General features: G+C 71.4%; 24 protein-coding genes. 12 read left to right on the top strand and 12 right to left on the bottom strand.

Annotated elements, in window-relative coordinates; translation table 11 throughout:
* Positions 1–100: 100 nt before the first annotated feature.
* Together BM076_RS03695 and BM076_RS03690 are read left to right on the top strand one after the other, a co-directional pair.
* Positions 101–550 (top strand): SseB family protein, encoded by a 450-nt coding sequence (locus BM076_RS03695; RefSeq protein WP_093711886.1) that lies wholly within the window; start codon positions 101–103, stop codon positions 548–550.
* Between the two features lie 121 nt (positions 551–671).
* Positions 672–1634 (top strand): pirin family protein, encoded by a 963-nt coding sequence (locus BM076_RS03690; RefSeq protein WP_093711885.1) that lies wholly within the window; start codon positions 672–674, stop codon positions 1632–1634.
* 74 nt (positions 1635–1708) lie between these two features.
* On the opposite strand, the gene BM076_RS03685 is transcribed toward BM076_RS03690, so the two are convergent.
* A complete protein-coding gene (locus BM076_RS03685; protein ID WP_245795700.1) occupies positions 1709–2944 on the bottom strand; it encodes an acyltransferase family protein in 1236 nt (411 codons plus the stop codon).
* 216 nt (positions 2945–3160) lie between these two features.
* Positions 3161–5311, bottom strand: a complete 2151-nt coding sequence (locus BM076_RS03680; RefSeq protein WP_093711883.1) for an ATP-binding SpoIIE family protein phosphatase — start codon at positions 5309–5311, stop codon at positions 3161–3163.
* Between the two features lie 167 nt (positions 5312–5478).
* Between BM076_RS03680 and aspS the strand changes: the two genes are divergently transcribed.
* The 4 genes from aspS (at position 5479) to BM076_RS03660 (ending at position 9650) form a co-directional block, all read left to right on the top strand.
* The gene (aspS, locus tag BM076_RS03675) at positions 5479–7233 is read left to right on the top strand and encodes an aspartate--tRNA ligase (RefSeq protein ID WP_093711882.1); all 1755 of its coding nucleotides are present in this window, start codon (positions 5479–5481) and stop codon (positions 7231–7233) included.
* Positions 7234–7314: 81 nt separating this feature from the next.
* Positions 7315–7878 carry a SigE family RNA polymerase sigma factor gene (locus tag BM076_RS03670; RefSeq protein WP_245795699.1) on the top strand — a complete coding sequence of 188 codons (564 nt, stop codon included), beginning with the start codon at positions 7315–7317 and terminating at the stop codon, positions 7876–7878.
* Positions 7868–8719: a hypothetical protein gene (locus BM076_RS03665; RefSeq protein ID WP_093711880.1), complete on the top strand. Its 852-nt coding sequence runs from the start codon at positions 7868–7870 to the stop codon at positions 8717–8719. The genes BM076_RS03670 and BM076_RS03665 overlap by 11 nt, the downstream gene beginning before the upstream one ends.
* A gap of 124 nt (positions 8720–8843) precedes the next feature.
* Positions 8844–9650, top strand: a complete 807-nt coding sequence (locus BM076_RS03660) for a L,D-transpeptidase family protein (RefSeq protein ID WP_093712213.1) — start codon at positions 8844–8846, stop codon at positions 9648–9650.
* Between the two features lie 29 nt (positions 9651–9679).
* Here BM076_RS03660 and metG read toward each other — a convergent pair whose 3' ends face one another.
* Positions 9680–11413, bottom strand: coding sequence for a methionine--tRNA ligase (gene metG / locus BM076_RS03655; RefSeq protein ID WP_093711879.1), 1734 nt, complete (start codon positions 11411–11413; stop codon positions 9680–9682).
* A 269-nt stretch (positions 11414–11682) separates the two neighbouring features.
* On the opposite strand from metG, the gene BM076_RS03650 reads away from it, so the two are divergent.
* The gene (locus BM076_RS03650; RefSeq protein ID WP_093711878.1) at positions 11683–11919 is read left to right on the top strand and encodes a DUF397 domain-containing protein; all 237 of its coding nucleotides are present in this window, start codon (positions 11683–11685) and stop codon (positions 11917–11919) included.
* Between the two features lie 61 nt (positions 11920–11980).
* On the opposite strand, the gene BM076_RS03645 is transcribed toward BM076_RS03650, so the two are convergent.
* The gene (locus tag BM076_RS03645; RefSeq protein ID WP_093711877.1) at positions 11981–12457 is read right to left on the bottom strand and encodes an ATP-binding protein; all 477 of its coding nucleotides are present in this window, start codon (positions 12455–12457) and stop codon (positions 11981–11983) included.
* A 180-nt stretch (positions 12458–12637) separates the two neighbouring features.
* Between BM076_RS03645 and BM076_RS03640 the strand changes: the two genes are divergently transcribed.
* A complete protein-coding gene (locus BM076_RS03640) occupies positions 12638–13504 on the top strand; it encodes a helix-turn-helix domain-containing protein (protein WP_093711876.1) in 867 nt (288 codons plus the stop codon).
* A gap of 241 nt (positions 13505–13745) precedes the next feature.
* Entirely contained in the window at positions 13746–15233 is a 1488-nt protein-coding gene (locus BM076_RS03635; protein ID WP_093711875.1) for an LCP family protein, read from the top strand.
* A gap of 70 nt (positions 15234–15303) precedes the next feature.
* Here the strand turns inward: BM076_RS03635 and BM076_RS03630 are convergent, their stop codons facing one another.
* The 4 genes from BM076_RS03630 to BM076_RS03615 all read right to left on the bottom strand — a co-directional run bounded on the left by BM076_RS03630 (position 15304) and on the right by BM076_RS03615 (position 17575).
* Positions 15304–15744, bottom strand: a complete 441-nt coding sequence (locus tag BM076_RS03630; protein ID WP_093711874.1) for a PPOX class F420-dependent oxidoreductase — start codon at positions 15742–15744, stop codon at positions 15304–15306.
* 64 nt (positions 15745–15808) lie between these two features.
* On the bottom strand, positions 15809–16321 hold the full coding sequence (locus BM076_RS03625; protein ID WP_093711873.1) for a hypothetical protein: 513 nt from the start codon (positions 16319–16321) through the stop codon (positions 15809–15811).
* Positions 16318–17250 (bottom strand): class I SAM-dependent methyltransferase, encoded by a 933-nt coding sequence (locus tag BM076_RS03620; protein WP_093711872.1) that lies wholly within the window; start codon positions 17248–17250, stop codon positions 16318–16320. Before BM076_RS03620 ends, BM076_RS03625 begins: the two co-directional genes overlap by 4 nt.
* A 79-nt stretch (positions 17251–17329) precedes the next feature.
* On the bottom strand, positions 17330–17575 hold the full coding sequence (locus tag BM076_RS03615; RefSeq protein WP_093711871.1) for a DUF2277 domain-containing protein: 246 nt from the start codon (positions 17573–17575) through the stop codon (positions 17330–17332).
* Positions 17576–17804: 229 nt separating this feature from the next.
* Here BM076_RS03615 and BM076_RS03610 point away from each other — a divergent pair, with 229 nt between their 5' ends.
* Both BM076_RS03610 and BM076_RS03605 read left to right on the top strand, forming a co-directional pair.
* Entirely contained in the window at positions 17805–18641 is an 837-nt protein-coding gene (locus BM076_RS03610) for a chitosanase (protein WP_093711870.1), read from the top strand.
* Positions 18642–18778: 137 nt separating this feature from the next.
* Positions 18779–19228, top strand: coding sequence for an RbsD/FucU domain-containing protein (locus tag BM076_RS03605; protein ID WP_093711869.1), 450 nt, complete (start codon positions 18779–18781; stop codon positions 19226–19228).
* 36 nt (positions 19229–19264) lie between these two features.
* On the opposite strand, the gene BM076_RS03600 is transcribed toward BM076_RS03605, so the two are convergent.
* Genes BM076_RS03600 through BM076_RS03590 form a run of 3 tightly spaced genes read right to left on the bottom strand, consistent with a single transcriptional unit; the run spans position 19265 to position 21384 of the window.
* Positions 19265–19960 (bottom strand): TetR/AcrR family transcriptional regulator, encoded by a 696-nt coding sequence (locus tag BM076_RS03600; RefSeq protein ID WP_093712212.1) that lies wholly within the window; start codon positions 19958–19960, stop codon positions 19265–19267.
* A 41-nt stretch (positions 19961–20001) separates the two neighbouring features.
* Positions 20002–20511 (bottom strand): GNAT family N-acetyltransferase, encoded by a 510-nt coding sequence (locus BM076_RS03595; RefSeq protein ID WP_093711868.1) that lies wholly within the window; start codon positions 20509–20511, stop codon positions 20002–20004.
* A 42-nt stretch (positions 20512–20553) separates the two neighbouring features.
* Positions 20554–21384, bottom strand: coding sequence for a helix-turn-helix transcriptional regulator (locus tag BM076_RS03590; protein WP_093711867.1), 831 nt, complete (start codon positions 21382–21384; stop codon positions 20554–20556).
* Positions 21385–21485: 101 nt separating this feature from the next.
* Here BM076_RS03590 and BM076_RS03585 point away from each other — a divergent pair, with 101 nt between their 5' ends.
* Positions 21486–22193 carry an SDR family NAD(P)-dependent oxidoreductase gene (locus BM076_RS03585; protein WP_093711866.1) on the top strand — a complete coding sequence of 236 codons (708 nt, stop codon included), beginning with the start codon at positions 21486–21488 and terminating at the stop codon, positions 22191–22193.
* A gap of 119 nt (positions 22194–22312) precedes the next feature.
* Here the strand turns inward: BM076_RS03585 and BM076_RS03580 are convergent, their stop codons facing one another.
* On the bottom strand, positions 22313–22786 hold the full coding sequence (locus BM076_RS03580; protein WP_093711865.1) for a carboxymuconolactone decarboxylase family protein: 474 nt from the start codon (positions 22784–22786) through the stop codon (positions 22313–22315).
* Between the last annotated feature and the right edge of the window lie 108 nt (positions 22787–22894).

Here is a 22894-nt window from a genome sequence, read left to right as displayed (position 1 = left end):
TGGTCGTAGAAAATAATGCTACCCGTCGGTAATAAGAAGCAACCCCGGATCGGCCCGATGTGACCGTTTCCTCGTTCCGGGGGCCGTTACGCTTGGGGCCGTGTACGGCTACGAGCAGAGCGTGAATACCGGCCCCGGCCCCGGCCCCGGCCCGGGTGCCGCACCCATGCCCGGTGGCTATCCGGAGCCCTCCCCGCCGTCGCTGGCCGACGCGGTCCGCGCCTTCACCACGGGATCGATGGCGGCCGAGGACTTCCAGGCGATCTTCGCCACGTCGAAGGTGTACTGCCCGCGCGGCGAGAATCCGGGTTTCCTGGCGCTGCACGACACCCAGCAGCCGGTCATCCCGATGTTCACCTCCCTGAAGGAGCTGCGGCGGTACGCGGGCAAGGAGTCGAAGTACTTCGTGATCACCGGCGCCGAGGTGCTGGACCTGCTGCCCACCGGCTACGGCTTCGTCCTGGATATCGACGGCCAGCATCGCATGGTCTTCGACGCCAAGGCGGTGGAGCAGATGGTCGACTTCACGATGCGCCGGATGTACGGCTGAAACCTTGCGATCCGCACGGCCACGGGCCGGCGGCCCCCTGCGGGGCGTACCGGAATAGTCACGCCTTGCGAGATGTTCAGAGTTCAACTAAATTGGAACCGGCATCCCGAAGGAGGCAGTCATGCCCGCCGTGACCGTAGAGAACCCGCTGACCCTGCCGCGTGTGAGCGCGGCCGACGACGCCCAGCCGCGCAAGGCACTCCAGGTGTCCACCGCGCCGAGCGGATTCGAGGGGGAGGGCTTCCCCGTCCGCCGCGCCTTCGCGGGCATCGACTACCGCAACCTCGACCCGTTCATCATGATGGACCAGATGGGTGAGGTGGAGTACGCGCCCGGGGAGCCCAAGGGCACGCCCTGGCACCCGCACCGCGGCTTCGAGACCGTCACGTACATCATGGACGGCACCTTCATCCACCAGGACTCGCACGGCGGTGGCGGCACCATCACCAACGGCGACACCCAGTGGATGACGGCCGGCTCCGGGCTGCTGCACATCGAGACGCCGCCGGAGTCGCTGGTGATGAGCGGCGGCCTCTTCCACGGCCTCCAGCTGTGGGTGAACCTCCCCAAGGCGGACAAGATGATGCCGCCGAAGTACCAGGACATCCGGGCGGGCGGCCTGAAGCTGCTCACCTCCGGCGACGGCGGCGCCCTGATCCGGCTGATCGCCGGCGACCTGGCGGGCCACGAGGGCCCCGGCGCCACCCACACGCCGATCACGATGATCCACGTCTCGGTGAACCCGGGCGCCTCGGTGACGCTGCCCTGGCGGGCGGACTTCAACGCCCTCGCTTACGGTCTGGCCGGCCGCGGCTTCGCGGGCCCGGAGTCCCGCCCGTTCCGGATGGGCCAGGCGGTGGTGTTCGGCAAGGGAGAATCGCTCACCATCCGTGCCGACGAGACGCAGGAGTCGCGCTCGCCCAACTTCGAGGTGGTGCTGCTCGGCGGCCGTCCGATCCGCGAGCCGATGATGCAGTACGGCCCCTTCGTGATGAACACCCACGCCGAACTGGCCCAGGCCTTCGACGACTTCCAGGCAGGCCGGCTCGGCACGATCCCGGCCGACACCGATCTGGGCCGCTGACGCGAAGCCGGACCACCGGGCCCCGGGAACACCGTTCCCGGGGCCCCGGCGTTTCGTCGGCCGGCCGGCCGGTCTCAGGCGGACTCACGGGCCGGGCGCGCCGCGCCCAGCCCGTTCGCCTGCTTGGTGAGCAGCCGGCGCAGCAGCGGCGTCAGCGGGCGCTCCACCAGCCGGTGGATCAGATAGGCGAGCAGCAGCATCGCCAGTACCGTGACGGCGAGCACCTCGTAGTCGGACAGGCCGGTGTGGGCGCGGAGCTTGCCGATCATGAGCGTGCCGAGGATCTCGTGCACGAGGTAGAAGGGGTACGTCAGCGCGCCCGCGGTCGTCAGCCAGCGCCAGTCGACGTCCGCGACCGGCCGGAACAGCGTCACCAGCGCCACCCCGGCGAAGCCCGCGGCGACGGCGGCGATCACCACCGTCGCCGAGCGCTCGAAGGCGGCGTGCGCGCCGGGCGGCGCGACCAGGCCCTTGACCGCGTAGTGCTGGCCCAGCAGGAAGCCGGACGCCACCACGCCCCAGGTGAGCAGGTCGTGGCCGTAGCGGCGGAGCATGTACAGGCCGATGCCGCCGATGAAGAAGGGCGCGTACTCCGGCATGAGCGCGACCTTCAGGAATTCCTGGTCCGAGGAGTCGGCGTAGAGCGCGGCGACCGTCCACAGCGCGCAGAAGCCCAGCACCCGCTTGCGGGTGGCGCCGCGCCACAGCACCGCGACGGCGAACAGCACGTAGAAGCGCGCCTCGGCCCACAGCGTCCAGGAGACGCCGAGTACGCGCTCGGCGCCCGCCGGGGTCTGGAGCATCGTGAAGTTGGTGAGGAAGTCGGTGCGCGAGACGGTCCGCTCGCCGAGGAAGTAGAGCACCGCGGTGACCACGACGAGTGCGGCCCAGTACGCCGGGTACAGCCGGCTGATCCGGGAGATCGCGAACACCCGCACGGTACGGCCCCAGCCGCTCATGCAGATCACGAAACCGCTGATGATGAAGAAGAACTGCACGCCGAGCGGCCCGTACGCCGAGACGTGGGACAGGTGCGGGAAGACGTGCAGGGGCGAGCGCTGCCAGCCCGCGGAGCCGCGGAAGGACAGATGGTAGAAGCACACCATCAGGGCGGCGACCAGCCGCAGGCCGTCCAGCGCGCGCAGCCGTACCTTCGCGCCCGGCACGGCGGCCTTGGCGGCGGGCGCGGGCGTGGAAGCGGGCGCGGCGGCCCCTTCCGGTGCGGCGGCATCCGGCGCACCGGACCCCGGGGCACCGGACTCCGGGCCGGGGGAGGCCATGTCGTCGGGGGCGGGGAGTTTCAGACTCATCCCATTGGCTGCCTTCTCGCCGGCGTCAGGTGGAGGCGCACCTGTGGTCGCGACGATCCGTCAACAAGGTGCGCAGGCCGCTGACTTGGTCGAAAAGGGTGCGAATCCACCTGCGGCCGTAAAGGGAACCCTAGCCATCGCACGCGGGCAACGGGAGGTCCGGCCGAGTCCTACGGGGGATCAGCGGGCAGTGTTCGCCGCCGCTTAACGGCGAGTTCATACGGGTGTCGGCGCGGTCGCCTCGTACAGCTCGAACCAGATGGACTTGCCGTCGCCGCGCGGGTCCACGCCCCAGGCGTCCGCCAGTTCCTCCATCAGCAGCAGCCCGCGGCCGGAGGACGCCATCTCGCCCGGGGTGCGGCGGTGCGGCATGTCGTCGGAGCGGTCGCCGACCTCGACATGGAGGCGGCGGGTGCCGGGCATGCCGGTGACCATCGCGGTCAGCACGGCGTCCTCGTCGGTGTGCACCAGCACATTGGTGACCAGCTCGGAGACCAGCAGCACCGCGGATTCCACCTGGTCGGCCGAGGTCCAGTCGTGCAGCAGCGCCCGGATGTCCTCACGGGTGGCGCGGATGCCGCCCGGATCGGTCTGCGAGACGGTCAGCACGGTGCGCCGCACCGGCACCGCGCAGGTCGGGCCGTCCGGGTCGCGGCGCAGCAGCACCAACGCGATGTCGTCCTCGCGCCGGTCGGCCAGCGGCCCGGTGGTGTGGTGCGAGGCGGGCCCGTGCACCGCCCGTACCAGCGAGTCCGCGAGCCCCTCCAGATCGTCGGCCGGCCCGCTCTCCAGCACATCGCGCAGCCGCCGCCAGCCGGTCTCCAGATCGTGCCCGCCGGTCTCGATCAGGCCGTCGGTGCACAGCAGCAGCACCTCGCCTGGCTCCAGCACCAGCCGGGTGGTCGGGTAGTCGGTGTCCGGTTCGATGCCCAGCGGCAGGCCGCCGGCCGTGCGGCGGACGATCGTGGTGCCGTCGCCGAGCCGGATCGCCGGCTCCGGATGCCCCGCCCGCACCACGTCCAGGGTGCCGGTCAGCGGGTCGACCTCCAGATACAGGCAGGTCGCGAAGCGCACATCGGTGGACTGGTCCGCGTACGGGCCGCCGCCGCGCGGGGCGGGCAGGCCCTCCGCGGACCGGTCGGGGAAACCGTCCGACAGGCCGTCCGGCATCCCGTCGTGCAGCCCGGCCAGGAAGCGCGAGGTGCGCGAGAGCACCGCGTCCGGGTGGTGCCCCTCGGCGGCGTAGGCGCGCAGCGCGATCCGCAGCTGTCCCATGATCCCGGCGGCCCGTACGTCATGGCCCTGGACGTCGCCGATCACGATCGCGGTGCGCCCCGACGGCAGCCCGATCACGTCGTACCAGTCGCCGCCCACCTGGAGGCCGCCACCGGTCGGTACGTAGCGGGCGGCCACCGCCATGCCCTCGATGCCCGGCTCGCGCACCGGCAGCATCGTGCGCTGCAGGCCCTCCGACAGGGCGCGCTCCGACTCGTGCAGATGGGCGCGGGACAGCGCCTGGGCGAGCATCCGGGCGACGGTGGTGAGCACCGAGCGCTCGTCGGGCGTGAAGCGCACCGGCTCCCGGAAGGCCGCCATCCAGGCGCCGATCGGGGAGCCCGCCACGACCAGCGGCAGATAGGCCCAGGAGCTCCGCCCGAAGGGTTCGACCAGCGGCCAGGTGACCGGGAAGCGCTCCTCGTACGCGGCCGGCGTCGGCAGATAGACCGCCTGTCCCGTCCTGGTCACCAGGGCGGCCGGATAGTCGGTGCTCAGCGGCATCTCCAGAAAGGGCGTCGCGGCCTCCAGCGCCTGCCCGTAGTGGCCGATCATCGACAGCCGGTCGCCGTCCACCCCGTAGACGGCCAGGCCGTCGAGCGCGAAGCCCGGCATCGACAAGGTGGCGGCCACCCGCAGCACCTCGGCCGTCGAGTCCGCCTCGGCCAGCGCCCGCCCCGCGTCCAGCAGGAACGCCTCGCGGGAGCGGCGCCAGTCCCGTTCCGGCGCGGGGGCCGCCGGGGAGGTGACCGGCGGCAGGCCGTGCACCTCGTGGACGGTGCCGCGCAGCACCTGGCCCTGCAGCCGGACCTGGATCCGTACCATCCGCAGCACCTCGCCGTTGCGGTCCACCACGCGCAGCCGGGACTCGGCGACGGTGTTCTCGGAGCGGGCGACGGCGAGGTCGGTGGCGAAGGCCATGTAGTCGGTGGCGTGGAAGCGGGCGCGGACGGCCGCGTAGGAGTGGGTGGTGGCGGTCCGGGGCAGTTCCAGCAGCGCCGCGGTCCGGGCGTCGGCGGTCAGGGAGCCGGTCGACCAGTCCCACTGCCACAGCCCGGTGCCAACCGCTGCCAGCACGTCCTCGGTGCGCATTTCTTCAGTTTATGAGGATATACGCGCTATCAGCCAATACGGCCAATACAGCTCATACCTCCGAAGACGGCTCGGCGCGCGACCGCCGGTAGGCTGTGCTAGGCCGTCGGCCCGGCCGCCATCCCGGACGACGCCACCACTCCAGACGACCAGACCGAGGACGAATGATGCACCGGTACCGCTCCCACACCTGCGGCGAGCTGCGCGCCACCGACGTCGACACCGACGTCCGCCTGTCCGGCTGGCTGCACAATCGCCGCGATCTGGGCGGCATCCTCTTCGTCGACCTGCGCGACCACTACGGCTTCACCCAGCTCGTCGTCCGCCCCGGCTCCCCGGTCTACGACCGGCTCAGCGGCCAGTCCAAGGAGTCCGTGGTCCGCGTCGACGGCCGGGTCCTGGCCCGCTCGGCGGAGAACGTCAACCCGGAGCTGCCGACCGGCGAGATCGAGGTCGACGTCACGGCCCTTGAGGTGCTCGGCGCCGCCGACCCGCTGCCCTTCCCGGTCTTCCCCGAGGACAACGCCAACGAGGAGATGCGGCTCACCAACCGCTTCCTCGACCTGCGCCGCCAGCGCATGCACCGCAACATCATGCTGCGCACCCAGGTGATCTCCTTCCTGCGCCGCGAGATGACCGCGCTCGGCTTCAACGAGATGGCCACCCCGATCCTGTCGGCGACCTCCCCCGAGGGCGCCCGCGACTTCCTGGTGCCCTCGCGGGTGCACGCCGGCAAGTTCTACGCGCTGCCGCAGGCCCCGCAGCAGTTCAAGCAGCTGCTGATGATCTCCGGCTTCGACCGCTACTTCCAGATCGCGCCCTGCTTCCGCGACGAGGACTCGCGCGCCGACCGCTCGCCCGGCGAGTTCTACCAGCTCGACGTCGAGATGAGCTTCGTCGAGCAGGAGGACGTCTTCGGCGTCATCGAGAAGGTGATGACCGACCTGTTCACCGAGCTGGGCGGCGGCCGCACCGTCACCTCGCCCTTCCCGCGGATCCCGTTCCGCGAGTCGATGCTCAAGTACGGCAACGACAAGCCGGACCTGCGCACCTCGCTCGAACTCGTCGACGTCTCCGGCATCTTCGCCGGCTCCGGCTTCAAGGCGTTCGCGGACAAGCACGTACGGGCGCTGGCCGTGCCGGACACCGCGGACCAGCCGCGCAAGTTCTTCGACCAGATGGGCGAGTACGCGATCTCGCTCGGCGCGAAGGGCCTGGCGTGGGTGCGGGTCGGCGACGACAGCACGCTGACCGGCCCGATCGCCAAATTCCTCACCCCCGACGACGTCACCGCGCTGCTCGCGGCCGTCGGCGCCAAGCCCGGCACCGCGATCTTCTTCGGCGCGGGCGAGTTCGACGAGGTCTCCAAGATCATGGGCCCGGTCCGGGTCGAGGCCGCCAAGCGCACCGGCCAGTTCGAGGAGAACGTCTTCCGCTTCTGCTGGATCGTCGACTTCCCGATGTTCGAGCGGAACGAGGACACCGGCGCGGTCGAGTTCTCGCACAACCCGTTCTCCATGCCGCAGGGCGGCCTGGAGGCGCTGGAGACCAAGGACCCGCTGGACATCCTGGCCTGGCAGTACGACATCGTCTGCAACGGCATCGAGCTGTCGTCCGGCGCGATCCGTAACCACGAACCCGCCGTGATGTACAAGGCGTTCGAGATCGCCGGCTACTCGCGGGAGACCGTCGAGGCCGAATTCGGCGGCATGCTGCGGGCCTTCCACTTCGGCGCCCCGCCGCACGGCGGCATCGCCCCGGGTGTGGACCGCATGGTCATGCTGCTCGCGGACGAGCCCAACATCCGCGAGACCATCGCCTTCCCGCTCAACCAGAACGCGCAGGACCTGCTGATGGGCGCCCCTTCGGAGGTGGAGGAGACCCGGCTGCGCGAGCTGCACATCCAGCTGCGCAAGAAGTAGCCCGCACCCCGGAACCGGGGAGTACGGGAGGCAACCCGGCGGGCCGCCCACCGTGTTAGGACGGTGTGGAGAGGAACAACGGTGTCGCACCCCGGTTTCGAGGAATTCGTGGCGGCCCGCGGCCCGAGACTGCTGCGGGTCGCCTGGCTGCTCACGGGCGACCCCCATCTGGCCGAGGATCTGCTGCAGACGGTGCTGGCCCGGGTGTGGCCGAAGTGGCACCGGATCGCGGACGACAGCCCGGAGGCGTACGTCCGCAAGGCGCTGGTGCACACGCACGCCTCGTGGTGGCGGCGCCGCTGGCGCGGCGAGGTGCCGCACGGCGAACTGCCGGACCGCCCGCAGTCGGCCGACCCGTACGGGGACGTCGACCTGGAGCAGGTGCTGGCCGCCGCGATACGCGAACTGCCGGTGCGCCAGCGCGCGGTGGTCGTGCTGCGCTACTTCGAGGATCTGAGCGTCGCGGACACCGCGGAGGTGCTCGGCTGTACCGAGGGCACCGTCAAGAGCCAGGCGTCCAAGGCGCTGCGCGCGCTGCGCGGACGGCTGCCGAGCGCGGTGGGCATCGGGGGCGCCGGGGTGAGCGGCGCGGCCGCGGGGGCCCGGCGCGGCGGGGGGAGCGGAGGTGAGCGTCATGACCGCTGAGCGGTTCCCGGAATTCCCGGAGCCCGCCGATCTGTCGGAGGACGAACTGCGCGCCCTGCTGGAGCGCGCGGTGCCCCAACTGCCCGCGCCCGCGCAGCGGTTGGAGCGGGTCAAGGAGAAGGCGGCGCGCCGCCGCAGGCGCCGGGTGGCCGGGGTGTCGGCGACCGCGGTGGTCGCGGTCGCGGCGGCCGGTCTCGTACTGCCGGGCCTGCGCGACGGCGGTACGACCGGCTCGCCGGCCCCGCCCGCCGTCAGCCGCCTCGCGCCGCCCGCGTCCGGCAGTTCGACGGCCTCCGGCGCGGCGACGGACCGGCGGGAGCCGACCCCGACGGCGACCGGGCCCGTGACGGGTCAGGTGACCGGGCCCGCGACCGGTCCGCCGGCCGCGGCCACGGCGGTCGTCCGGCACCACTACCCGGAGCTGTCGGGTCTCGACCTGATGCTGCCCGCGGACTGGGGCACCCTCACCGCGCCCAAGACCGGGGCGGTCTTCACGTCCTCGCAGGACCTCGGGCTGCCGACGGACGGCTGCGTCACACCGCTCGACGGCTTCTGCACCCCGCTGGCCCGCACCCTGGAGCCCGGTGGCGTGCTGATCATGATGACGCTGCAGCACAACAAGCCGATGGCCGACAAATTCCGGAGCAGCGCCCGCCCGGCCACGCCGAGCGAGGTGGTCGGCGCCTGCCGCACCGTCGGCGGCACCGCGCAGACCACCGCGGCGATCACCGACACCGCGGCCACCGATGTGATCGTGCAGGTCTCGGTCTGCCTGGCCCGCCCCGCCAAGGGGCAGCAGGAGCAGTTGGACGACGCGTTGACGAATGCCGCCTTCTCGTGAGGGCACCCGTGACACCCGTGGAGACGCCCGGACATCCCGTGAAGCCCGTGCGCCTGTGAAGGCGCCCGCGCCCCCCGTCGAGACGACCGACCTCGTGACACTCGTGAAAGGCCCCCGCCCCGCCATGCGTACCGCTGCCGCCCCCACCGCCGCACGCTCCGCCGCCGCCGCGACCGCCGCCCTGCTGGCCGTCCTGGCCGTGTCCCCGCTGCTGTCCGGCTGTTCGGCCTCCGACAGCGGGGCGCGTCCTTCGCACGTGAGCGAGGTGGGGCCGCTGAGCACGGTCGTCACCGGACCCGCGGGCCGCGCCGGACGGTCGGCGCCCGAACCCGCGCCGGCCCGGCTGCCGGGACTCGGCCCGAGGACGCTCGCCCAGGTGCCGGCCACCGCCCGGCAGGCGGTGCTGGTCACCGGCGCGGGCGCCGACTCCCCGGACGCGAAGGTCACCCTCTACACCCGCGACGCGACCGCGGGCTGGCGGCCGGCGGGCCCGGTGTGGACCGCGCACAACGCCCTCAAGGGCTGGACCGACACCCACCACGAGGGCGATCTGCGGTCACCGATCGGTGTGTTCGGCCTCTCCGACGCCGGCGGCAGGCTCGCCGACCCGGGCGCGAAGCTCCCGTACGACCACGCGCCGATCGGTTTCACCGTGCACGGCACGGGCTTCCGCGGCGAGCCGCTCAGGGGCGCCTTCGACTATGTGATCGCCATCGACTACAACCATGTGCCGGGGACGTCGCCGCGCGACTGGACCCGGCCGCTGGGTGCCTCCCGCGGCGGCGGGATCTGGCTGCACGTGGACCACGGCGGCCCCACCCAGGGTTGTGTGTCGCTGCCGCAGCAGGCCATGCGGACGCTGCTGCGCACCCTGGACCCGAAGCTGCGCCCGGTGGTGGTGATGGGCGACGCGGCCGCGCTCGCGCGCTGAGCCCGCGCCGCCCCCGGGGGCCGTACGGGTCAGGCGGCGGTCGCGTCCGGGTCGCCGCCGAAGCGCTCGATGTACGCGGCCAGGTCCTCGTCGGAGATCTTCGCGAAGAGCACCGGCGGCACCGTGAAGGGCGTGCCCGCCGGGACCGCGTCCAGGGCGCGGGCCTCGTCCGCGGTGACCCAGCGCGCGTCGTCGCCGGGCAGCGCGAAGGCGGCCCGCATGGCGGCGGCCGAGGCGGGGATGAAGGGCTCGGAGACCACCGCGTAGAGGTGGATGAGATTCATCGCCGTCCGCAGCGTGAGCGCGGCGCCGTCCTGGTCGGTCTTGATCTCCATCCAGGGCGCCTTCTCCTCCAGGTAGGAGTTGCCCGCGCTCCACAGCGCGCGCAGCGACTGCGCGGCCTTGCGGAACTGCAGGGTCTCCATGTGGCCCTCGTACTCGGCGAGCAGGGCGGCGATCTGTTCGCCGAGCTTGGCCTCGGCGGCGCCGGCCGCGGCGCCCGCGGGCACCTGGTCGCCGAACCGCTTGCGGGAGAAGGACAGCACCCGGTTGACGAAATTGCCGAGGGTGTCGGCGAGGTCCTTGTTGACGCCGGCCGCGAACAGCTCCCAGGTGAAGGAGGTGTCGTCGGACTCGGGCGCGTTCGCCATCAGGAAGTAGCGCCAGTAGTCGGCGGGCAGCGTCTCCAGGGCGGCGTCGGTGAAGACCCCGCGGCGCTGGGAGGTGGAGAATTTCCCGCCGTAGTAGTTCAGCCAGTTGAAGGCCTTGACGTAGTCGACCTTCTTCCACGGCTCACGGGTGCCCAGTTGGGTCGCCGGGAACATCACGGTGTGGAAGGGCACATTGTCCTTGGCCATGAACTCCGTGTAGCGGACGGTGTCGTCGGCCTCGTACCACCACGACTTCCAGTCCCGCACTTCACCGTCTTCCGCGGCGTCCGCCCACTCCTTGGTGGAACCGATGTACTCGATCGGCGCGTCGAACCAGACGTAGAACACCTTTCCGTCCGCGGCCAACTCCGGCCAGGTGTCGGCCGGTACGGGAACGCCCCATTCGAGGTCCCGGGTGATGGCCCGGTCCTGGAGGCCCTCGGTGAGCCATTTCCTGGCGATCGAGGAGGCCAGGGTCGGCCAGTCGGCGCCGTTGGCGTCGATCCACCGCTCGACCTCGTCGGCCAGCTTCGACTGGAGGAGGAAGAGGTGCTTGGTCTCGCGGACCTCCAGCGCGCTGCTGCCGCTGATCGCGGAGCGCGCGTCGATGAGGTCGGTGGGGTCCAGCACCCGGGTGCAGTTCTCGCACTGGTCGCCGCGGGCCTTGTCGTAGCCGCAGTGCGGGCAGGTGCCGACGATGTAGCGGTCGGGCAGGAAGCGCTCGTCGGCCAGCGAGTACACCTGGCGGATGGCCCGCTCCTCGATGAAGCCGTTCTCGTGGAGCTTCCGGGCGAAGTGCTGGGTGATGTCGCGGTTCTGCGCGGAGGAGCTGCGGCCGAAGTGGTCGAAAGACAGCTCGAAGCCGTCGTAGATCGCCTTCTGCGCGAGGTGCGCCTGGCCGCAGAAGGTGTCGACCGGCAGCCCGGCCTCCTTGGCGGCCAGTTCCGCGGGGGTGCCGTGTTCGTCGGTGGCGCAGATGTAGAGGACCTCGTGGCCGCGCTGCCGCAGATAGCGGGCGTAGACGTCCGCCGGGAGCATGGACCCCACCATGTTGCCCAGGTGCTTGATCCCGTTGATATAGGGGAGGGCTGAGGTGATGAGGTGACGAGCCATTGCAGGCTGCTCCCAATTCGTTGCGCGGAGTGAGTTATTCCTCTTCTACGGACCGTCAATATCGTATCTGACGACCGGGGGGTATCCGTCGCCACATTTCCGGGTAGCCGGGCCGATGGGGCCTGTGAAGAGGCCATGAACAGCCCGTGAGAGTCGGGCCAGAAGATCACAGCGAGTGACTGCACGTGCACATGCACGTGCACATGCACGTGCCTGCCCAACGAGTTATGATCTGCGGTACCAGACATGGCACTTATGGGGAGTGGCTGATGCGCCGGACGCACAACGGAATGGCGGCGGACGACCTAACGGGAGTTGTCTGGCAGAAGAGCCGTCACAGCAATGCCAATGGAACGTGCGTGGAGTTCGCCGCCCTGCCCGACGGTGAGGTCGCCGTACGCAATTCGCGCTTTCCGGACGGCCCCGCGCTGATATACACGCGGGCCGAGATCGAATCGATGATCATCGGCGTGAAAGCCGGAGAATTCGACCACCTGGTCCCGTAATGTCGGGAAAAGGCTTACGAGGGCGGAAAGCAGGCGGGGAAGCGAGCGGACCGGAAGCGGACTAGAGGGCTCCACTGGGTGTCAGGAAGAGCGCCCAGACGACCTTTCCCGCACCACTGAGGGGATGCCATCCCCAGTTCTCGCTGAACGAGTCGACCAGATGCAGGCCGCGGCCGGTCTCGGCGACGAAATCGGGGTCCTTCGCGATCGGCGCCACCCCGCTGGGGTCGCGCACCGCACACACCACGCGCGAGGTCCAGCGCACCAGACTCAGCCGTACGGGAACGCCGGGGGTGCCGATGGGCACCGCGTACCGCAGCGCGTTGGTCACCAGTTCCGAGGCGACCAGTTCCACCGAGTCGCGCAGCGTGGACAGGTCCCAGCGCTGGAGCGTGGCGCGGGTGAAGTGACGTGCCTCACCCACCGACTCCAGGACGGCGGGCAGCTCGCAGGTGGCCCCGTTGCCGGCGGCGACGCGCTCGGGTGCGAGCACTCCCTGCCATAACGGCTCCAGCACGGCGACTGCCTCTGCCTTCATACGTGCCCCCGGGGTATCTGCACCCCCCCATGCTCATGGATCAGGACCCCTCGATGCAAGAGCGTCTGCACGTGCATCTGCAAGGAATTGATGCACGTGTCGATGGAGAGTGACCGAATGGGTACACGGCGCAGTCCGTTAGTGGCAGACTGCTGATGAACCAAGGGCGGAGCGTGACCTATGAGCGCAGGGCAGCCGGGAGGCGGGTCCATCGTGCGACGAATGCTGCTCGGAGCGCAGCTGCGGCGGCTGCGTGAGTCCAAGGGCATCAGCCGGGAGGACGCGGGCTACTCGATCCGGGCCTCCGAATCGAAGATCAGCCGCATGGAGCTGGGCAGGGTCAGCTTCAAGGAGCGCGACGTCGCGGATCTGCTGACGCTCTATCAGGTCACCGACGACGCCGAGCGGTCGGCCATGCTCGGCCTGGTCCGCGAGGCCAACGCGGCGGGCTGGTGGCACGGTTACGGCGAGGTCATGCCCACCTGGTTCCAGACGTACGTGGGCCTGGAGGAGTCCGCCGCCCTCATCCGTACCTTCGAAGTGCAGTTCGTGCACGGCCTGTTGCAGACCGAGGACTACATAAGGTCGGTGATCCGGCTCGGTCACCCCGAGGCGGCGGTGCCGTGGGTGGAACGACGGGTCGGTCTGCGCCTGGAGCGGCAGAAGCTGCTCGTCTCCGAGCAGGCGCCGCATTTCGTCGCGGTGATGGACGAGGGCGCGCTGCGCCGGCCCTTCGGCGGCCGGCAGGTGATGGCCGACCAGGTGCGGCACGTCCTGGAGGCCGCCGAGCGCCCCAATGTGGACGTCCGCATCCTGCCGTTCGCCACCGGCGGTCACGCCGCGGGCGGCGGCGCCTTCACGCTGCTGAGCTTCCCCGAGTCGGACCTGCCCGACCTGGTCTATCTGGAGCAGCTCACCGGCGCCCTCTACATCGACAAACATGACGAAGTGGTGGAATACCAGAAGGCGATGAACGCGCTGAGCGACATCGCGCTGACGCCCGCCGACTCCCTCGACTGGCTCACCGCATTCCAGCGGGAGCTGTGAAGCGGCGAAGCTGTGAAGGTGCGAAGCCGCGAACGTGTGAAGGCGTGAAGACGTGAAGGCGTGAAACGGTCACGCTCCTCGCACCGCTGATTACCGAAATACGCACGCCGTACAGTGGCTCCCCGGGCAATTCGCCCATCGCCGGGCCGGTGTGACGCGCGTCATACGAGTGCTCTGGCTCACGTGGTAAACGTTGGGGCTTCGTCGTGTGCGTGCGCGCCACCGGACTGAAGGTGTGGGAATGGGCGTTCGTGGGCGCAAGCGAGAGCGCAAGCGCAGCCGCAAGCGCTGGATCATCTCGATAGCGGTCGCATTCGTGGTGCTTCTCGCGGGCGGCGCCGGCGCCATCTATCTGAAGCTGAACGCCAACATCTCGACGTTCGATTCCGCGGGCCTCAGCAAGGACCGGCCCAAGGCCGCGCCCGCCGACGCCAACGGTCACACCGCGGTGAACGTGCTGCTGATCGGCTCCGACACGCGCTCCGGCGAGAACGGCAAGCTCGGCGGCTCCGCCGCCGGCCCGATCGGCCGCTCCGACACCACGATCCTGCTGCACGTCTACCCCGACCACAAACACGCGGTGGGCATCTCGATCCCGCGCGACTCGCTGGTCGACATCCCGCCGTGCCTGCTCCCCGACGGGAAGTGGTCACCGGACCAGCCCAAGGCCCAGTTCAACTCGGCCTTCTCCATGGGCAACACCGCCAAGGGCAATCCGGCCTGCACGCAGAACACCATCGAGAAGCTGTCGGGTCTGCGCGTGGACCACACCATGGTGGTGGACTTCGCCGGCTTCGCTGCGATGACCTCCGCCGTGCACGGTGTCGAGGTCTGCGTGCCGAACGACATCTACCAGGGCGACATGAACCCCAACCTCGGCTACAAGGGGAAGGTCGTCCTGGAGTCGGGCATGCAGAATCTGTCCGGGCAGAAGGCGCTGGACTACGTCCGCGTGCGCCACGGCGTCGGCGACAACTCCGACGTCGGCCGCATGATGCGGCAGCAGGCGTTCCTGTCCGCGCTGATCGGCAAGGTCAAGGGCCAGGGCATGAACCCGACGACGCTGCTGCCGCTGGCGGACGCGGCGACCAAGTCGCTCACCGTCGACCCGGGGCTCGGCAGCGCCAGCAAGCTGATGTCCTTCGGTCTGTCGCTGAAGAACATCGACCTGAAGAACATCCAGTTCATCACCGCGCCCTGGCGCTACGACGGCCCGCGCATCGACCTCGTCCACCCCGACGTGGACGACCTCTTCGGCGAGCTGCGCGCCAACCGCACCCTGGAGGGCGTGGACGCCTCCGGCAAGGTCGACGCGAAGTCGACGTCCACCGCGTCGCCGAGCCCGACCGCCACCGTGGACGGCACCGGCATCCAGGTCGGCGTCTTCAACGGCACCACCACCGACGGCCTGGCCGGCAAGGCGGCCGACAGGATCAAGGCGGCGGGCTTCACCGTCACCGGGACCAGTACGGCCAGGTCGCAGGACCACGTGACGACCCGGATCGAGTACGGCCCCGCCGACAAGGCGCACGCCACCACACTGGCCAAGCTCTTCCCGGGCGCCGATCTGGTCCCGCTCAACATCGCCGGCGTCAATCTCGTCGTCGGCCAGGACTTCGCCACGTCCGCCGCCGACACCAAGGCGCCGCCCAAGCCGCTGCCGACCACCCTCACCCAGCAGGCCCGCTCGGCGGCGACCAACCCCTGCGAGAAGCTCTCCTACGGGTGACGGGTGACGGGTGACGGGTGACGGCTGACGGGGTCGGGGCCGCGGCCGGGCCTCGGCGGAGTCCGCCCTGTCAGTCGGCGACGGCGCCGTGCGCGGTCACCCGGGTGATCCGGCCGCGCACCAGATACTCGCCGGCCACGGCATTGCGCGCGCCGAACTCCTCGGCCTTGTCCTGCCCCATGTAGCGGGCGGCGATCCGCGTCGACCAGATCCGCATCGGCTCCAGATCCTCGATCAGCTCGGCGGTGCACTCCAGCAGCACGAAGGAGTACGGCGGCTGCTCGTCGTCCACGCACAGCGCGAACCGCGGGTCGCGCCGCAGCGCCTTCCCCTTCAGCCCGTCCACCCCGGTGTTGAACACCACCGCGACATCCGCCGGATCACTGTCGTCCAGGACGAACCACACGGGCGTCACGTGCGGCCCGCCGTCCTTGCGCGTGACGGCGAGCTTGCCGGTGCGTGTCCCGGCCGATGCGAAGGAGCGCCATTCGGCCTCGGTCATGTGCTGCATGAGCCCCAGGCTAGGCCGTACGCGCCCCGTGGCCGGGCCGCCCCGCCGTCCGCGTACGGCGGCGCTACCGGACCTCGCGGTACCAGCGGCGGTGCACGGCGGGTTCGACGCACAGGACGGCGGCGCCCGCCAGTCCGGCGACCAGCAGCGACGGCCGGCCGCCGCCGTTGAGCAGCGCGGCCAGGCATCCGGCGGCGACGGCGAGCGGCCGCAGCAGGGTGAGCGGGCCGAGCCCGATCACCATGGCGAGGGTCCCGGCCCTGAAGGGCAGCAGGAAATACGCGGCGAGCGAGAGCGCGACGGCGACGGCGTAGCAGGTCAGGGGCAGGAGGAAGCCCCGGCCGCCGGCGGCGAGGGTGTCGTACGCGCGGTCCCGGTCGGCCGCGGCGGCCAGCCACAGGACGGCGGCCAGTGCCGGGACCAGCAGCAGTACGGCCCCGACCGCCAGGCCGCGCAGGGCCGCCCGTACGTTGGCGCGGCCCTTGCGGATCCGGGCGTCACGGCCGGCGTAGGCGCGGAAACCGCTGAACGCGGCGTCGGTCAGGCCGAGCAGCGCCAGCGGCAGGGCGGGCGTCACGCCGCGGCCGGGGTGAAGTGCTCGTCGCCCAGCAGCCGCCGCGAGGCGCGGCCGAGCGCCGCGCGCAGCGGCGCCTCCAGCGGCGGGCGTACGGCGAGCACCGGGCGCAGCGTGGTGCAGAACGGATTGGCGGCGCGCCGCGGCTCGTACAGCAGCGCCCGCATGCCCGCGGCCGCCGCGGCCCGCAGCAGCGCTTCGTCGCTGTGCGCGCGCCGGGCGGAGGCGACGCCGTCGTGGCGGCCGAGCGGGTGGCGCATCCGCGCGCGGTGGAAGACCCACGCGCCGACCGGCGCGAGCCCGGTCGCCGCGATGTCGTAGTGGCAGAACGCCAGCGCGGGCGAGGCGCCCTGGGCCCGGAAGAAGTCCGCGAGCGCGGGCTCGGAGAAGTGGTGCAGTACGCCGGTGGAGACGTAGACGGTGGCCGCCTCCGGCAGGGCGAAGGCGTCGCCGTGGACGAAGCGGCAGGAGAGCCCCTCGGCGCGGGCCAGCCGGTCCGCCTCGCCGACCAACGCGGCGTCCAGGTCCACCCCGACCAGCTCCACATCGGGGCCGAGCGCGCCGGTGGCCGCCAGCCAGCGGATCAGATACCCCAGCCCGCAGCCGACGTCGACCAGCCGGTACGGGCCGCGCACGCCGGTGGTACGGATCGCGGTCAGCAGCGGGCCGAGCAGGTGGACCAGGCGCCGGCCGATGCGCAACTCCTCGCTCAGCCGCTGGAGTTCGGTGTGCACGCCGATCAGCAGGCGGTCCACGGCGGCCGGCTCCAGGACGCCGTCCGGGCCGGCCGGCAGCCCCGCGACGATCCGCGCGGCGCGCGCGTCGCCGGCCGCGCGCAGCTGCTCGACGACCTCGGCGCGCCGTACCGGCAGCCGCCGGCCGTCGTGCGGGTCGAAGGCCACGATCAGGTCGGATATCTCGAGCCGGTCCACAAGGCAGCACTTTATGGCGTGGCCGGGAGCGGGCGGCAGGGACCGGGGGCCAAGGAGGTCAGGGGGCCAGAGGCCAGGGTCAGGAACTGTGCGGGTGGGAGTGGGCGTGGGCCTGGCCGGCGCCGCGGATCTCCAGGCCGTCCAGGAGCTGGGCGGTGGCGGTGGCGACGGCCGCGACGGCGGCGTCGAACACCTCGCGGTTGTGGGCCGCGGGCGCGCGGAAGCCGGAGATCTTGCGGACGTACTGGAGGGCGGCCGCATTGATGTCGTCCTGGTCCGCGTCGGGCGTCATCGGCGGGCGGAGGGTCTTGATGCTTCGGCACATGTCTCCAGTGTGACGCGGGGGTACGACAGTGCGTCCTGAAGTCGGGGGCGGTGACCCCTTGGCGCGGGGCCGTCGCAGTGCTTCAATGCTCTGCATTGGTTAGGAAGCTTTCCTAACTGCACAGCAGGCCCCCGCAGTTGGCCGTCCCCTCAGGCGGCCGGAAACGGAGACGCACGTGCAGCAATCCCCCCACTCCCACCGTTCGGCGCGCCGCAGCCGCCGGATAGCCATGATCGCGGCGGTCGGCGTCCTGGCCGGCGGCGGCGCCTCGCTCGCGCTGGCCACCGCGGGCAACGCGGCGACCACCGCGGGGTCGCACCCCGCGGCCGTCGCCCCGAAGGCGGCGGGCGCGGGCCTCGCGGACCCGCACAAGAAGGAGATCGCGATGGAGTTGGTCTCCAGCGCCGAGAACTCCTCGCTGGACTGGAAGGCACAGTACAAGTACATCGAGGACATCGGTGACGGCCGCGGCTACACCGCGGGCATCATCGGCTTCTGTTCCGGCACCGGCGACATGCTGGAACTGGTCCAGCACTACACCGACCTCAAGCCCGGCAATGTGCTCGCCAAGTACCTGCCGGCGCTGGAGGACGTCAACGGCTCCGACTCGCACGCCGGTCTCGGCTCGGCCTTCGTCAGCGCGTGGAAGACCGCCGCCAAGGACACCGTCTTCCAGACCGCGCAGAACGACGAGCGGGACCGGGTGTACTTCAACCCGTCGGTCAACCAGGCCAAGACGGACGGCCTGGGCACCCTCGGCCAGTTCATCTACTACGACGCCATCGTCATGCACGGCCCCGGCAGCGACCCGGTCAGCTTCGGCGGCATCCGCAAGACCGCGATGAAGAAGGCCAAGACCCCGGCCCAGGGCGGCAACGAGACCACCTACCTCAACGCCTTCCTCGACGCCCGCAAGGCCGCGATGAAGACGGAGGACGCCCACGACGACACCAGCCGCGTCGACACCGAGCAGCGGGTCTTCCTCAACGCGGGCAACCTCAACCTCGACCCGCCGCTGAAGTGGAAGACGTACGGGGACTCCTACCAGATCCTCACGCTCCCGTAGTCGGCGACATTCGTACGTACCGGCCCGTCGACCTCGCGTCGGCGGGCCGGTACGCTGCCGGGGCCAGAGGCAGAGATCGGATGTATCCGCGGTGTTCGTCGTGTTCGCGCCGCCGTGACCGAGGAGGAGCCGCCGCCGTGCTGCGTTACGGACTGACCCACCCCACGATGCTCGCCGCGCTCGCCGCGGCCGGTCACGGCTCCCGCGTACTGATCAGCGACGGCCACTATCCGCACACCACCGGCGCCCATCCGGCCGCGGAACGCGTCTACCTCAACCTCAGCCCCGACCGCCTGCTGGTCACCGAGGTGCTGGCCGCCCTGACCGACGCGATCCCCATCGAGGCGGCGGCCGTGATGACCCCGCCCTCCGATGTTTCCGCCGGCTCCGCCACGGCCGCCGAGCCGGAGATCTTCGCCGAATTCCGTACGGCCCTGCCCGGTATCACCCTCGACGGCCTCGACCGCTTCGCCTTCTACGACGCCGCCCGCGGCCCCGACACCGCCCTCGTCGTGGCCACCGGCGACCGCCGTACGTACGCGAATCTGCTGCTCACCATCGGGGTGCGCGGCGACGCCGACCGGTGATGACGGCCCGGGTCGGTCGGTCAGCGGGCCGGTCGGTCAGCGGGGCGGCAGGGCGCAGGCGAGGGCGCGGGCGGTGCTGCGGGCGCGGGATTCGGCGCGGGCGAGTGCCTGGTCGGGCGGGCCGAGCAGGCCCTCGCGGTGGTAGAGGGCCAGGCCGTGGGCGGCCGAGGCGACGTCCAGTATCAGGTCGACGGCGTGCTCGCCCGAGGCGAGCCTGCGGGCGGTCGGCAGCAGGGCGGTCAGCACCTGGTCGCCGGCCGAAGCCAGCGCCGGATAGCGGGACTTGTCGATCCCGGCGCTGAACGTGATGTCGAACAGGGCCCGTTCCTCCACCGCGAAGCGCACATAGGCGGCGGCGAAGTCCGCCAACTGCTCGACGGGATCGGGGGAGCGGCGCACCGCGGCCGAGAAACGGTGGTGCTGCTCGCGGTAGCCGCGCTCGGCCAGCGACGCCAGCAGCGCGTCCCGGTCGGCGAAGTGCTTGTACGGAGCCGCCGCGCTCACCCCCGCCCGCCGGCTGGCCTCCGCGAGCGTGAAGCCGTGGGCACCGCGCTCCGCGACGAGGCCGAGGGCCGCCCGCTCCAGCGCGTTGCGCAGATCGCCGTGGTGGCGCCCGGTCGGCCGGGTGGAGCGGGGCGGCGGAACGGTCTTGGCGGTCTTGGCGGGCTGGCCGGAATCAGCGGCTTCAGCGGACTCGACGGTCTTGGCGGGCTCGACGGGCGGCGTCGTCATGCCGGCCAGGTTACTCCCGTTCACCGTGAGGTGAACGGCCTTCACCTCGGCGTACGGACCATGAAGACGTCGACCGGGTCCTCCGCCTCCCGGACGAAGCCCCAGCGCTCGTACAGCCGGCGGGCCGGGCTGCCCTGGAGGACGATGAGGCGGACGGTCTCGCCGCGCTCGTCGGCGCGGCGCAGGAGTTCGGCCAGCACGGCGGAGCCCAGGCCGCGCCCGTGCAGGGCGGGCGCCAGGTAGAAGTGTTCGAGCAGCAGCCCGCCGCCCGGCGCGGGTCGCAGCGTGACGCACCCGGCCACGTCATCGGCCACGTCATCGGCCACACCATCGGCCAAGCCGTCGGCCGTGTCACCCTCCACCGTGATCACGGACGTGTGCGCGCCGGAGAAGGAGTCGCGGAAGCGCTGCCGTACGCGGACCTCGTCGTACCGCCCGAGGCGCTCCAGATCGGGCCGCATCACCACGGCCCGCAATTCGGCGATGGTCTCCACGTCCTCGGCCGTGGCGGCCCGCAGGGCCCATCCGGCCCCGGTCCTCGTCGCTCGCATCCGCTCATTATGCGGAGCACGGATGCCCCCGTCGAAGGGGTTCTACGAGGTGAGGCTCTGGGTGCCGACCACCCCGAGCAGCGCCAGCTTCTCCGCGTCCTCGCTGTCCGGCTCCGCGGTGTAGACCATGATCCGCAGATCGCTCCCGGCGACGCTCAGGATGTCGCAGTCCAGGGTCAGCGGCCCGACCACCGGGTGGTCGATCGTCTTGCGCGACGCCACGTGCGGGGTGACCTCGCCGGACTCCCACAGCTGGGCGAAGCGCGGGCTGCGCGAGCGCAGTTCGGCGATCAGCCTGCGCAGCCGCTGGTCGGCCGGATAGCGGTTGGCGGTGGCGCGCAACTGCGCGACCTGCGAGATCTCCAGCAGCCGCAGCGACTCCGGGGTGTGCCGGACGCGTGAGCCGGAGCCGAGGAAATTGCGCCAGATCGCGTTGCGCTCGTTGCCCTGGTGGTGCCCCATCAGCGCCACGTACAGCGGATTGGCCAGCAGCAGCGTCCATGTCGCGTCGCTGACCGCGACCGGCGTCCCGGTCAGCCGGTCCAGCATCCGCTGCACGCTCGGCGTGATGTACGCGGGGACGGTGCCCTGTCCCGGCGGCACGAGCCCGGCGACGTGGAAGAGGTGCTCGCGCTCCGCGCTGGTCAGCCGCAGCGCGCGCCCGAGTGCCTCGACGACCTGCTCGGAGGGGTTGGCGGCGCGGCCCTGTTCGAGCCGGGTGACGTAGTCGACGGAGATCCCGGCGAGCAGTGCCAGCTCCTCGCGGCGCAGCCCGGCCGCGCGCCGGTGCCCGCCGGCCGGCAGCCCGGCCGCCTCGGGGGAGACGCGGTCCCGCCAGCGCCGTACGGTGTGCCCGAACTCGGTGGTCGCCATGCTTCCACTGTGCACCGCGCGCGCCCGGTGTACCTGGTACCGGCAGTCCCAGGAAGACGGGCCCACTGGCTGCCCCGGCGCCGCCGCCGCACGGTGGAGGCATGACCACCACATTGATCACCGGAGCGAACAAGGGTCTCGGCTATGAGACCGCCCGCCGCCTGCTGGCCGCGGGCCACACCGTCTACCTGGGCAGCCGCGACGCCGGGCGCGGCCGCGCCGCCGCCGAACGGCTCGGGGCGCGGCCCGTCGTCATCGACGTGACGGACGAGGCGTCCGTACAGGCCGCCGCCAAGGCGATCGAGGCCGACGGCGGCCTCGACGTCCTGGTCAACAACGCGGGCATCGAGAGCCGCACCGCGGGCAACGGCATCGTCGGCGCCGCCGACCTGACCGCCGAGCACATGCGCGAGACGTTCGAGACGAACGTCTTCGGCCTGGTGCGCGTCACCCACGCCTTCCTGCCGCTGCTGCGCCGCTCGGCCGCGCCGGTCGTCGTCAACCTCAGCAGCGGGCTGGCCTCGCTGACCGGGCTCAGCACCCCGGGCACGCCCGCGTACGCCTACCCGGGCGTCGCGTATCCGGCGTCCAAGACCGCGGTCAACATGATCACGGTGCAGTACGCGAAGGCGTTCCCCGAGATGCGGATCAACGCCGTCGAGCCGGGCTTCACCAAGACCGACCTCAACGGCAACACCGGGGTGCAGACCGTCGAGCAGGGCGCCGAGATCATCGTCCGGATGGCGCAGGTCGCGCCGGACGGTCCGACCGGCGGCTACTTCACGGCCGAGGGCACGCTGCCCTGGTAGGCCGTTCCGGGACGTTTCGGGCCGCCCCGGAACGGCCCGCGCGTGGGGGCCGCCGGAGCCGGGACCGCCGTGCCGCGGCCCCGGCCCTCCCCCGCGTCCCCCCCGCTCATGGGTCCGGCTCAGCCGAACTGTCCCGGGGTGTAGTCGCCGGCCGGCTGCCGGACCAGCACATTCAGCCGGTTGAAGGCGTTGATCAGGGCGATCGTCGTGACCAGCGAGGCCAGCTGCTCCTCGTCGAAGTGCTTGGCGGCGTTCGCCCACACCTCGTCGGACACGCCGGTCGCCGCGTCGGCGATCCGGGTCCCCTCCTCCGCCAGCTCCAGCGCGGCGCGCTCGGCGTCGGTGAAGACGGTGGCCTCGCGCCAGGCGGCGACCAGATGGAGCCGCTGCTGCGTCTCGCCGGCCGCCAGCGCGTCCTTGGTGTGCATGTCGGTGCAGAAGCCGCAGCCGTTGATCTGGCTGGCGCGCAGCCGCACCAGCTCCTGCGTCGCCTCCGGAACGGTCGATTCCGCGTTCACCCGGCCCGCCGAGGTGAGGTGCTTCAGGGACTTCATGGCGAGCTGGTCGGCGAAAAGGTTCAAACGGGCTTCCATCGCGTACTCCTTGCCGTGCCGCCGTGCCTGCTCCCGCAGGACCGGCCGCGTTCGCTGTCGGGTGCTGTCTCATCCGCGGATCCACCTCCTTGACGCGGGCGGCCCCGC

Source organism: Actinacidiphila alni, assembly GCF_900112845.1.
In the GTDB taxonomy this organism is placed as follows: Bacteria; Actinomycetota; Actinomycetes; order Streptomycetales; family Streptomycetaceae; genus Actinacidiphila; species Actinacidiphila alni.
Note: the sequence above shows the minus strand (reverse complement) of the source record. Positions and strands in the feature narration are given on the sequence as shown.